The following is an 11,001-nucleotide window of genomic DNA, read 5'->3' as shown; positions in this document are numbered from 1 at the left end:
GCAGCGGTCGCTTTGGCAGCTGGCTTAGCCGCAGGTTTGGCAGCAGCGGTCGCTTTGGCGGCTGGCTTCGCCGCAGGCTTGGCAGCAGCAGTCGCTTTGGCAGCTGGCTTCGCCGCAGGTTTGACAGCAGCCGGCTTGCTGGTTTTGGCAGCACGCGAATCCAGCGCTTTGGCTGCGGCCTCGCGAACCTTGCCTACGCCCTGGGCCAGCTTGAGGCTGTCTTGAGCGTCACGCTTGAGTTGCTGAATATAAGAGCGGGTCTGGGTTTGGCGTTCCTTGAGGGAATCGAGCAGTTCTTCAAGTTCGCCGATGGCTTTTTGCGCTTTGGTCTGCGCCTTGGCTTTACCTGCCTTTGCGGCATCCTGCAATTTCAGGCGGCCGTTGTGCAGTTTTTCCTGCGCTTTGCCACGCTGCTTTTCCAACTTGGCCAGCAGTTTTTCCGCATCAGCCAGCGCTTGCGAGCAGGCCTCTTCCAAGTGTTCGAGCAGGCTGCCCGAAAGTTGCTGGAGCAGGTGTAACGGCGTACTTACTGGCTTCTTTTTGGCCGACATGGTTTACCTCCTGGCTGACGAGATTGCGGCTCATACTATGCTTCTGCTGCTACCGCCGCTAGGGCATGTTGACCGTAATAGTGACGCTGCGTTGCATGCCTGGGCAAAGTTGTTATCTTGCAGCTGCGTGAAAGTGTAGTTGCTGAATTAATCATTGCTGATCTTTGGGAGCCAGGGTGTTGCCTCGATATCTTGTATTAGGTTTATGCCTGCTGGCCCCCATCGCCATGGCCGACAGTGACGAGCACGACCTGGCCTACAGCCTGGGCGCGAGCCTGGGTGAGCGGTTACGCCAAGAGATGCCAGGCTTGCAACTGGATGCACTGGTCGAAGGCCTGAAGCAGTCCTATCAGGGCCAACCACTGAAGCTGGACAAGGCACGCATGCAGGCTGTGCTCCAGCAGCATGAAGCACAGGCAGGTGATGCCGACACGCAGAAACTCCGGGCAGCCGAAACACGCTTCATGGCCAATGAGCGTGGCCGTTATGGTGTGCACGAACTACCGGAGGGTGTGCTGTACAGTGAACTGCAGCCAGGCACGGGCGCACAGCCCAAAGCAGGCGGCAAAGTGCAGGTTCGCTATGTGGGCAGGCTGCCGGATGGCTCGGTGTTCGACCAGAACCAGACACCGCAGTGGTTCAGCCTGGATTCGGTGATCGAAGGGTGGCAGGTGGCCTTGCCGCTGATGCACGCTGGCGCCAAATGGCGCCTGGTGATTCCTTCAGCGCAGGCCTACGGCGCCGAAGGAGCGGGTGACCTGATCGCACCCTATACACCTCTGGTATTCGAGATCGAGCTGCTGGCGGTTGGCGACTGACGCCAACGTTCAGGCCTCGACTGCGCCCTCTTCCTTGTGCGCGGTGTGCAGCACTTCGATCAGGCAGTCTTCGAGTTCGAAGCGCTCGTGCAGCAGGCCGCCCAGCTTGGCCAGCTTCTCGGCGAAGCGCTCGGTGTCCTTGCACTCGCCCTTGCTGCAATGATCATTGAAGGCCAGTGCAATCTGGGTGATGTCATTGATCCGCGGATTGATCTCTTCAGCCAGCTTCAGCGCTTTCTCGTCATCGAATGCCTTGGCCTCACTGACCAGTTGTTCGCAGACCTCGAAATGCCACGCCGAAACGTAGTCGACCAAGAGTGCACAGAAGTCACTGTGCGTATCTTTGTCAGCAAAGGCCGGCTTGGCATCGCGCAGGTCGCGGAAAGCCTGCACCAGTTGCTGGCGCTCCTCCAGCCAACGGTCGATCAGCTTGTGAACCCCACCCCAGCGTTCCTGAGCATTCTGACAACTATCGAGCATGGCGATCTCTTCCCTTCTGGGTAGATGCCGCTGCACCTCGCACCACGACCGCGCAGCACAAAGGTGACATCAGCAGGACGGCATCGAGCGGTTGTGTTTTCGGTATACGTGCTGCGAGATTATTCCCGCGCGTGCTGCCCATCAAGGTACGCAGCACACAAAGTTCATACAAGTGTTTAATACCCTGTTACATCGCCATTGGTCACACTCATGACGCAACCTTGCGCAGGTCAAGTTCGTGCCAGGGTGCGGAAACGATAAGCCAGCAGGCAACTCAAGGGCAGCGCCGCCAGCAGCAGAAAGGCCAACAGGCTCCACTCGGGCAGTGTCAGGTCGAGAAAGCTCCAAGTCAGCGAGTTGCAATCCGGGCCACCCAGCAACAGTTGCCGCGCCGCCTCGCCCCAGGATTGCTCGAACACCCGCCCAATCGGAACCGGACATACATGGATGACCGCACCAGCGCCCTGCAACCAGACATGCCGCGCCGCCAGCAACGCACCGGCCAGCGAGCAGCCCAGCGTCGCCCGCGCGTACCGGCGGATGCCCTGCAAGCCTGGCGCCTGCAGCACAGCCCCCAGGCACAGCAACGCGTACGCCGCGAGCAGCAGACGCTGGCTGAAGCACAAGGGGCACGGCACCAGCCCTGGCATGTTTTCCAGTTGGAAAGACGCAGCCAGCACCGCCAATGCGGCCAGGCAGGCAGGAAGGAAAAAGGAGCGCAAACGGGCCGGCAGCATGGGCGGTGAAGGTCCCGGGGAAGAAGGAGTGGCTTGAAACGGTAGAGGAAAGACGCGCTTTGTTTCAAGGCGCGACAGCAACGACAAGTCGCTGAATCGTGTAGGAAATTTCTAGAGTGGTGGTAGGAGGTGACTGAAGAAAGGGATTGCAGCGCCAACGTGCAGGCGTAGATAAATTACCAGCCCCCAAAGCCCGCGCCTTGGCGCGGGCTTTGGGGTGGGTCAGGCGCGTACGCCTTCTGGCAACGGCAGGGCCAGCAGGCGCTCGTCCAGCAGGCCGAGGCCCTCCTGGAACAGCTGGTTGCTGCGTTCGGTCTCGCCCAGGCCAGCAAGCAGGCGGGCCAGCTCGGCACAAGCCTCGGGGTTGCGCTCCATGCGCAGGCTGCTTTCCAGATAGTCACGTGCCTTGCCCCACAGGCGGTTCTGCAGGCTCAGACGGCCCAGGGTCAGCAGCAGGCTGGCGTCTTGCGGATGAGCCTTGAGCCAGCCTTCGGCGGTTTGCAGCTGGCGCGCCGGGTCATCACCGCGCACCAACCCGTACAAGCGGGCCAGGTGGCTTTCGTAGTCACGCTTGAGCGCAGTGCGCAGCACCTGTTCGGCCTCGCTCTGCGCGCCCACCTGGCGCAATTGCTCGGCGTATGCCAGCACCAGCTGTGGTTCCTGACGCTGGGCTGCGGTCAATTGCTGCCAGGCTCGCTCCAGGGCCTGACGCGCACTTTGTGCGTCTTCGCCACGGGTGGTGGCCAGGCTCAGGTTCTGGCCCCAGGCGCGTTGTTCAAGGGCAGCCAGCTCGGCGGGCGGCAGTACCTTGCCCTTGCGTAGATCGGGCAAAAGGCGGATGAGGGCCGACCAGTCACCACGTTCCAGGTGCAGACGTTGCAGCAGGCGCAGCACCTGGGTGTTGTGCGGATGACGCTCCTGCATGGCCAGCAGGGTTTCCAGCGCCCCGTCACTTTCGCCACGGTCCATCTGCAACTGGGCATGCGTCAGGGCAATGGCCAGTTCCGCTTGCGGCTGACGCTCCAGCGCCCGCTCCAGCAGGTTGTCGCTGTCTTCGGTGCGGCCTTGCTCGTTGGCAGCACGCGCGGCACCCAGGTAATACAGCAGCGGTTGGCGCTCGGCCTCGGCGGCACGGTGCAAGTGGCGCTGGGCGCTGGCCCAGCGGCCTTCGGCGAGGTCCAGCTGGCCCTGTTCGATGGCCACGCGAATGCGCCGGCTACGGTTGCGCCGCGACCACGGGTTGACCACGCCGCTGGAGGTCAGCACCAAGCCAACCAGGTAACGCAACAACCACAGCAGTGCGACCACGGCCAGCAGGCCGGCCAAAGCCGCCCACAGCCCCGACTGATAGCGGAAGCCACCATAGGAAATCAGCACGTAGCCGCTGTGCTTGGCGACTGCGATCCCCAACGCCGCAGCGACCACAATCGCCAGCACAGCCAACAGGTAGACACGCTTCATGGCTTGCCCCCTTCAGCCTCGGCCGGCAGGTGGCGGCGCTGAATATAGGCCTGCACGGCCGCCAGGCTCTCGCTGAGGTCGGGGGTAACCACCGACACTGGCTGATCGGCCAGGGCATTCAGGCTGTCGAGCATGGCCTTGCTTTGTGGGTTGTCGGCGTTGAAGTTGGCCAACAGTACGCTACGGGCGTCGTCCAGCGCCTGGGTGTAAACCTTGGCATCACCATTGAGTGCGGCCCACTGGGCCTGCTCGATGGTCAGGCTCAGGGCCAGGCGCAGCTGGTTCAGTTGCTGCCCGGCCAGCAACGGCCGCACGTTGTCATCGGCATTGAAGTCGATCTGGAAGTACTTGGATATTTCTGCCCACCACTGCGACAGGCGACTGGCACCATCACCGTCGGCAGTCAGGGCGCCGAGTGCATCGGCGTTGCTGGCAAACTCGGGGGACTGGGCACTGAGCTGCTGCACCAGCTCGCGCTGAGCGGCCAGCTTCAGGAACAGGCCGGTACGGTCTGGCTGCTGGGTGCTGTTGAGCGTGGCCAGGCTGCGCGCCAGTTGTTCGCGGGCGGCGAAGGCACCTGGGTCGCTCTGTTCGCGCAGAATTTCATCAGCGCCCTCGACAAGGGCCTTGGCGCTGGTGATGTCCTGTAGCGCCGACAGGCGCAGGGTGGCCAGGCGCAGCAAGTGCTCGGCCTCGGCCAGGCGCCATTCCTTGCGGCTCTCGCCTAGCACGGTTTCCAGGCGCTGGCTGAGGCGTTGCTGGTCACCTTGCAATTGCGCCACCAGGCGGCGGCGGTCTTCCAGTTCGCTGGCAGCCGGCAGGCTGGCCAATTGCGCGCTGATTTGCTGTTCGCGTTGTTGCAGGGCTTCGGCGCGCTGGTTCAGCGCTTCGATGTGCTGGCCCTGGTTGAACTCACTGCCTTGCAGTTGGCGTACCTGCCAGACACCCCAGCCACCTACCGCCACCCCGGCTGCACCCAGCAGCAAGGCCAGCGCTGCCAGGCCATTGCCGGAGCGCTTGGCGGGTGGGGCGGTGACGGGTTCCGACGGCGCCTGTGCCGACGGCTGATCGTTATTGGACAAGACAGTCTCGCTCACGTATCCATCCTTTGCATGGGGGCGCATCGCGTTCAGCTTAGCGCCTTAAGAGGCAGGTGCAGCGCTGCGCTGCACAGCTGCCAGCAAGGCCGTGGCACTGGCGCCACGGCAATCCACAACCTGTTGGGCCCCGGCGGCCCTGGCCTGCTCGGCGACCCTGGGGCTGGGCACGAACAGCGGCAACTGTGCCAACTGCGGCCAATCGGCGCCGGCCAGCTGCTGCAAATGTTCAAAACCCTGCCCACTGCTGACCACCAGGCCATTGAGGCGTTCCGCTTCGATACGACGCTTCAGGGTGCCCGCCGGATAAGCCGGCAGGCAGCGACGATACAGTTCCAGATATTCGACACTAGCACCTTGCTCTGCAAGACGCTCTGCCAGCAGTTCGCGACCTCCGACGCCGCGAACGATCAACACACGCGGCGCAGGCACGGAAACGGCCTGGCGCAGGGTCGGCAGCGCCAGCAAGGCTTCGCTGTCATCGCCACGCGGCGGGCAGCTCACCCCCAGGCCTTTCTCCTGCAGGACTGCGGCAGTGGCCTCGCCCACGGTGAACCAGCCTTGCCGTGGCGGCTGCAAACCGGCCTCGGCCAGTTGCTCAAGCAACAGCCGGGCGGCAGGTTTGCTGACCACGATGATCGCCTGGAAGCCATGCAGGCCGTCCAGCAACAGGCGTTGCCGGGCCTGCCCGGTGACGGGCTCTATCTCCAGCAGCGGCATGCAGCTGCTGCCCACCCCCGCTGCCGCCAGGCTTTGCGCCAGTGCTGCGCAGTCCTCGGCAGAGCGGGTCAGCAACAGGCGCCATTGGCTCACGGGTGGCCGGCCTCGCCGTAGACTTCCTTGAGGATGGCCTCGGCGCCCTGGCCCAGCAGGTCTTCGGCTACCTGTACGCCGAGCATTTCAGCGCCAGAGCGAGGGGCGCGGGCATCGGCCACCAACAACGTACCGCCGCTAGGCTGACCGACCAGGCCACGCAGCCACAGCTGGTCCCCTTCGAGCACCGCGTAGCAGGCGATCGGCACCTGGCAGCCGCCATTCAGGCGTTGGTTCAGGGCACGTTCGGCCACTACCCGGTCGGCGGTGTCGGCATGGTGCAGTGGCGCCAGCAGCGCGTGGATCTCGACGTCGGCGCTGCGGCACTCGATGCCCACCGCGCCCTGCCCGCCAGCCGGCAGGCTGTCATCGACGCTGATGGTGGAGGTGATGCGGTCTTCGAAGCCCAGGCGGATCAGGCCGGCTGCAGCGAGAATGATGGCGTCGTACTCGCCAGCATCCAGCTTGGCCAGGCGGGTGTTGACGTTGCCTCGCAGGAAGCGGATTTGCAGGTCTGGGCGGCGCGCCAGCAACTGGGCCTGGCGGCGCAGGCTGGAGGTGCCGACGATGCTGCCGGCAGGCAGCGCTTCAAGGCTGTCGAAGGTATTGGAAACGAAGGCATCGCGCGGGTCTTCGCGCTCGCAGATGCAGTACAGGCCCAGGCCTTCGGGGAAGTCCATGGGCACATCCTTCATCGAATGCACGGCGATGTCGGCTTCGTTGTCCAGCAGGGCGGTTTCCAGTTCCTTGACGAACAGGCCCTTGCCGCCGATCTTGGCCAGCGGCGCATCGAGCAGCTTGTCACCACGGCTGACCATGGGCACCAGGGTCACCAGCAGACCGGGGTGAGCCTGCTCGAGGCGGGCTTTGACGTATTCGGCCTGCCACAGGGCCAAGGCACTTTTACGGGTGGCAATGCGGATTTCGCGAGTGGACATGAAACGCCCCGATCCAGAGAAATACCGTCGATGATAACAGCATCGCCGGTATCCCTTGCAGATGTGGATCAACAGGCAATATGCAGCCGGCTGTAGACACGCGCAACCCCAGTGAAGTCAGAGGCTTTGCATCATCTTGCGCACGCCTGCCACATGCCGCCGGCTGACGGTCAGGGCATCACCGTCCAGGCCTTTCAGGTACAGCTGAAAATGCCCCAGCGGAGTACGCTGCAGGCGTTCGATGCGTTCGCGAGCCACCAGCGCATTGCGGTGGATCCGTACGAAGCGTTCGCCAAATTCATCCTCCAGGGCTTTGAGCGGCTCGTCGAGCAACACTTCCCCGGCCTCATGGCGCAAGGTCACGTATTTGTGGTCGGCAATGAAATAGATCACCTGGGGCAAAGGAATCAGCTCGATACCTTTGCGCGTGCGGGCACTGATGTGGCTACGCGGGCCGCCACCTTCATTGGCCGGCCGGGTAAGCGCCGCCAACTGGGCGCGGTTGGGTTTTTCGGCCTTGCGCAAGGCATCGCGCAGCGCCTGGGCCTGGAACGGCTTGGTCACATGGCTGAGGGTACTGTCCTTGAATGCCTCGGCACCGTATTCGTCATCCCCGGTGCAAAACACCACCGCCGGCGGCGCCTCGCGCTCGCACAAGCGTGCGGCAACCTGCAGGCCATCCAGGCCTGGCATGCCGATGTCCAGCAGGACCACATCGGGCTTGAGGCTTTCGATCAGCGCCAAGGCCTCCTCGCCGTTGGTGGCGCTAGGCTCCAGCACGGTGTAACCCTCCAGTTCGCCGAGCAGCCGGCTAAGCCGTTCACGGTCTTGGGGTTCGTCATCAACGATCAGGACATTCATAATTGCGCTGGATTCCTGAATGAGTCTCGCACAGGTATAGCGTAGACAGGTGTGGTTCGAGCGACACTGCGGTCACGCTCTAGACCGGTGCGATGGCCAAAGATTCACTCGGCCGGCAGATTCACTGCCAGTCCTCTGTCCAACTGTAGACGGTCCGTGGAACACTGCCGTTCATTCCTTAAAATCGTTCACCACCCTTTTCCGGGCATTTCTCTCGACCAGCGCCCTGCGGCGGCCAGCCCAACCCTGCTATTATCGGCGCCACTTTTTCGTTCACGCCTGCAATGAGTGAATCCATGAGCACCGACAAGACCAATCAGTCCTGGGGCGGCCGCTTCAGTGAGCCCGTCGACGCCTTCGTCGCCCGTTTCACCGCCTCGGTCGATTTCGACAAGCGCCTGTACCGCCACGACATCATGGGTTCGATCGCCCATGCCACCATGCTGGCGCAGGTCGGCGTGCTCAGCGATGCCGAGCGCGACACCATCATCGATGGCCTGAAAACCATCCAGGGCGAGATCGAGGCTGGCAACTTCGACTGGCGCGTCGACCTCGAAGACGTGCACATGAACATCGAAGCACGCCTGACCGACCGTATCGGCATCACCGGCAAGAAGCTGCACACCGGCCGTAGCCGCAACGACCAGGTGGCCACCGATATCCGCCTGTGGCTGCGCGATGAAATCGACCTGATCCTGGCCGAAATCACCCGCCTGCAGCAGGGCCTGCTGGAGCAGGCCGAGCGTGAAGCCGAAACCATCATGCCTGGCTTCACCCACCTGCAGACGGCCCAGCCGGTCACCTTCGGCCACCACCTGCTGGCCTGGTTCGAAATGCTCAGCCGCGACTACGAGCGCCTGGTCGACTGCCGCAAGCGCACCAACCGCATGCCCCTGGGCAGCGCCGCGCTGGCGGGCACCACCTACCCGATCGACCGCGAACTCACCTGCAAGCTGCTGGGCTTCGAAGCCGTGGCCGGCAACTCGCTGGACGGCGTGTCGGACCGCGACTTCGCCATCGAATTCTGTGCTGCTGCCAGCGTGGCGATGATGCACCTGTCGCGCTTCTCCGAAGAGCTGGTGCTGTGGACCAGCGCGCAGTTCCAGTTCATCGACCTGCCTGATCGTTTCTGCACCGGCAGCTCGATCATGCCGCAGAAAAAGAACCCGGACGTGCCAGAGCTGGTACGTGGCAAGACCGGCCGCGTGTTCGGCGCCCTGACCGGCCTGCTGACTCTGATGAAAGGCCAGCCGCTGGCCTATAACAAGGACAATCAGGAAGACAAGGAGCCGCTGTTCGACGCCGCCGATACCCTGCGCGACTCGCTGCGTGCCTTCGCCGACATGATCCCGGCGATCAAGCCCAAGCACGCCATCATGCGTGAAGCGGCCCTGCGCGGTTTCTCAACCGCCACCGACCTGGCTGACTACCTGGTACGCCGTGGCCTGCCGTTCCGTGACTGCCACGAAATCGTTGGCCACGCGGTGAAGTATGGCGTGGACACCGGCAAGGACCTGGCCGAGATGAGCCTGGACGAACTGCGCCAGTTCAGCGACCAGATCGAGCAGGACGTGTTTGCCGTGCTGACCCTGGAAGGGTCGGTGAATGCCCGTGATCATATTGGTGGTACGGCGCCGGCGCAGGTGCGCGCGGCGGTTGTTCGCGGCAAGGCGCTGCTGGCTTCGCGTTAAGGTCTCAAGGCGAGGGCTTCGCCCTCGTTCGCGGGCAAGCCCGCTCCCACAGGTATTGCACCGGCCTCAAAAGCGGTGCTTTACCTGTGGGAGCGGGCTCGCCCGCGAATGGCCCAACTCTGATTTCAGCGTTTACCGCTGCGAATCATCTCCATGAAGGCTGGCATCGCCGCCTCCTTGTCTGCCACGATCCGCGCCATGTGCGGGTTCTCGCCCATCCGTTGCAGCAACGCCTTGCCCTGCGGGAAGTCCGCCAGGAAGTCGATGTTCAGCACCTTTTTGCCCACGGCATAAGCCAGGTCGACCGAGAAGCAGAACATCAGGTCTGCCAGCGTCAGTTGTTCGCCTGCTACAAACGGCGCAAAGCGACCGTTGCGCTTGAGGGTGGCAAACCCGGCCAGCAAATCGGCCCGGGCTTTCTCTTTGACCAGAGGCTCAACCGACATGCCGAAGAATGATTCGGCATAGCAAGTACGCGCCGGCAGCTCGATATACAGCTCGATTTCCTTGAGCAGCTCACGCACCTTGGCCTGCCCGAACGGGTCGGCGGGCAGCAGCGCCTTACCGCCTTGGGTCTGTTCGATATAGTCGAGGATCACACTGGTTTCGCTGAGGAAGCCGTGTTCGGTTTCAAGCACTGGCACCTTGCCGCGAGGGCTCACTGCCAACGCATGTGGCGCCTGGCCGCCATAGAATGCGACTTCCTCGAAGGGCAGGCCTTTTTCCAGCAGGGCCAGCTTGACCATGTTGTAGTAGTTGCTGACCGAGAATCCGTAAAGCTTGAGCATGGGGTAACAGCCTCCAGGCCGTAAGGGGTTGGCCCGGCTTTTATAGACCGTACGCCCGCCCCTGACCAGCGTCATGCACCCCGTCAATGCCCGGGCATTGCCGCCACAGGCGTGGCACACTGTGTGTCCCCCAACAGGAGTACCGCCATGAGCGAGCCCACCGACATCGACAATGACGACGAAGCCTTCGCCGAGGCGACACTGACCCAGGCGATCGAGAACCAGATTGAAAGCGGCGAACCGCCTGCGGCCAAGGCCACCTTCAACAAGCTGACCCTGGTCGGTTACGAGCGCGAGGACATCCTCAACCTGATGGCCCATGTGCTGGCCTTCGAGATCGACAACATGCTGGTGGAAGACCGCGCCTTCGACGGCGAGTGGTACGAGAATGCCCTGCGGGCGCTGCCTGAGCTGCCACCTGAGATGGATCAAGGCGACGACGAATAACCCGTCTACACTCCTAGGTCAGGCACCGTCAGCGGTGCCGCCATCCTTGTCTGGAAGTCAGGAGTCGCCATGTCCTTTACCCCCGATCTGATCGCTGAACTGGAAGTACTCGCGCTGTTCAAACACGACAGCAGCCAGGAAGGCATCAAGATAACCAGCACCGCCGCCCCTGCCCTGATCGCGGCTGCGCAACGCCTGCATGAAAAAGGGCTGACCGATCAACCCGATGGCGGCTACCTGACCAGCCTGGGTCATGACGCCGTCGAAAGTGTCCAGCTGCTGCAGAACATTCTCAAGGCGCCACAACCTGCCTGATCAA

General features: G+C 63.0%; 13 protein-coding genes. 4 read left to right on the top strand and 9 right to left on the bottom strand.

Annotation, left to right across the window (positions count from 1 at the left end; translation table 11 throughout):
• On the bottom strand, window positions 1-551 hold a 551-nt coding region (locus ACF8R4_RS01935; RefSeq protein ID WP_392491583.1), incomplete at its 3' end, for an AlgP family protein.
• Between the two features lie 179 nt (window positions 552-730).
• On the opposite strand from ACF8R4_RS01935, the gene ACF8R4_RS01930 reads away from it, so the two are divergent.
• Window positions 731-1,369, top strand: a complete 639-nt coding sequence (locus ACF8R4_RS01930) for an FKBP-type peptidyl-prolyl cis-trans isomerase (protein ID WP_060499471.1) — start codon at window positions 731-733, stop codon at window positions 1,367-1,369.
• A 9-nt stretch (window positions 1,370-1,378) separates the two neighbouring features.
• Here ACF8R4_RS01930 and ACF8R4_RS01925 read toward each other — a convergent pair whose 3' ends face one another.
• The 7 genes from ACF8R4_RS01925 to ACF8R4_RS01895 all read right to left on the bottom strand — a co-directional run bounded on the left by ACF8R4_RS01925 (window position 1,379) and on the right by ACF8R4_RS01895 (window position 7,756).
• On the bottom strand, window positions 1,379-1,849 hold the full coding sequence (locus ACF8R4_RS01925) for an Rsd/AlgQ family anti-sigma factor (RefSeq protein ID WP_060499463.1): 471 nt from the start codon (window positions 1,847-1,849) through the stop codon (window positions 1,379-1,381).
• A 230-nt stretch (window positions 1,850-2,079) separates the two neighbouring features.
• Complete coding sequence (locus ACF8R4_RS01920) at window positions 2,080-2,586, bottom strand: disulfide bond formation protein B (RefSeq protein ID WP_060499464.1); 507 nt, start codon at window positions 2,584-2,586, stop codon at window positions 2,080-2,082.
• Window positions 2,587-2,808: 222 nt separating this feature from the next.
• Window positions 2,809-4,047 (bottom strand): heme biosynthesis protein HemY, encoded by a 1,239-nt coding sequence (locus ACF8R4_RS01915; protein ID WP_016714408.1) that lies wholly within the window; start codon window positions 4,045-4,047, stop codon window positions 2,809-2,811.
• Window positions 4,044-5,144 carry a uroporphyrinogen-III C-methyltransferase gene (locus tag ACF8R4_RS01910; protein WP_060499465.1) on the bottom strand — a complete coding sequence of 367 codons (1,101 nt, stop codon included), beginning with the start codon at window positions 5,142-5,144 and terminating at the stop codon, window positions 4,044-4,046. Before ACF8R4_RS01910 ends, ACF8R4_RS01915 begins: the two co-directional genes overlap by 4 nt.
• A 45-nt stretch (window positions 5,145-5,189) precedes the next feature.
• Window positions 5,190-5,957 carry a uroporphyrinogen-III synthase gene (locus tag ACF8R4_RS01905; protein ID WP_060499466.1) on the bottom strand — a complete coding sequence of 256 codons (768 nt, stop codon included), beginning with the start codon at window positions 5,955-5,957 and terminating at the stop codon, window positions 5,190-5,192.
• Window positions 5,954-6,895, bottom strand: coding sequence for a hydroxymethylbilane synthase (hemC, locus tag ACF8R4_RS01900; protein ID WP_104833633.1), 942 nt, complete (start codon window positions 6,893-6,895; stop codon window positions 5,954-5,956). The genes ACF8R4_RS01905 and hemC overlap by 4 nt, the downstream gene beginning before the upstream one ends.
• Before the next feature lie 117 nt (window positions 6,896-7,012).
• Entirely contained in the window at window positions 7,013-7,756 is a 744-nt protein-coding gene (locus ACF8R4_RS01895) for a LytTR family DNA-binding domain-containing protein (protein WP_060499468.1), read from the bottom strand.
• 296 nt (window positions 7,757-8,052) lie between these two features.
• On the opposite strand from ACF8R4_RS01895, the gene argH reads away from it, so the two are divergent.
• Window positions 8,053-9,447 carry an argininosuccinate lyase gene (gene argH / locus ACF8R4_RS01890; RefSeq protein ID WP_024087971.1) on the top strand — a complete coding sequence of 465 codons (1,395 nt, stop codon included), beginning with the start codon at window positions 8,053-8,055 and terminating at the stop codon, window positions 9,445-9,447.
• Window positions 9,448-9,572: 125 nt separating this feature from the next.
• Here the strand turns inward: argH and ACF8R4_RS01885 are convergent, their stop codons facing one another.
• Complete coding sequence (locus ACF8R4_RS01885; RefSeq protein ID WP_060499472.1) at window positions 9,573-10,235, bottom strand: glutathione S-transferase; 663 nt, start codon at window positions 10,233-10,235, stop codon at window positions 9,573-9,575.
• A 147-nt stretch (window positions 10,236-10,382) separates the two neighbouring features.
• Between ACF8R4_RS01885 and ACF8R4_RS01880 the strand changes: the two genes are divergently transcribed.
• Together ACF8R4_RS01880 and ACF8R4_RS01875 are read left to right on the top strand one after the other, a co-directional pair.
• The gene (locus ACF8R4_RS01880; protein WP_043203257.1) at window positions 10,383-10,682 is read left to right on the top strand and encodes a hypothetical protein; all 300 of its coding nucleotides are present in this window, start codon (window positions 10,383-10,385) and stop codon (window positions 10,680-10,682) included.
• Window positions 10,683-10,751: 69 nt separating this feature from the next.
• Window positions 10,752-10,997 carry a TIGR02647 family protein gene (locus tag ACF8R4_RS01875; RefSeq protein WP_060499473.1) on the top strand — a complete coding sequence of 82 codons (246 nt, stop codon included), beginning with the start codon at window positions 10,752-10,754 and terminating at the stop codon, window positions 10,995-10,997.
• Window positions 10,998-11,001 lie beyond the last annotated feature (4 nt).

The sequence above is a fragment of the Pseudomonas sp. FYR_2 genome (assembly GCF_043106425.1).
Classification (GTDB): Bacteria; Pseudomonadota; Gammaproteobacteria; order Pseudomonadales; family Pseudomonadaceae; genus Aquipseudomonas; species Aquipseudomonas monteilii.
This window is presented reverse-complemented; position numbering and strand designations above follow the sequence as displayed.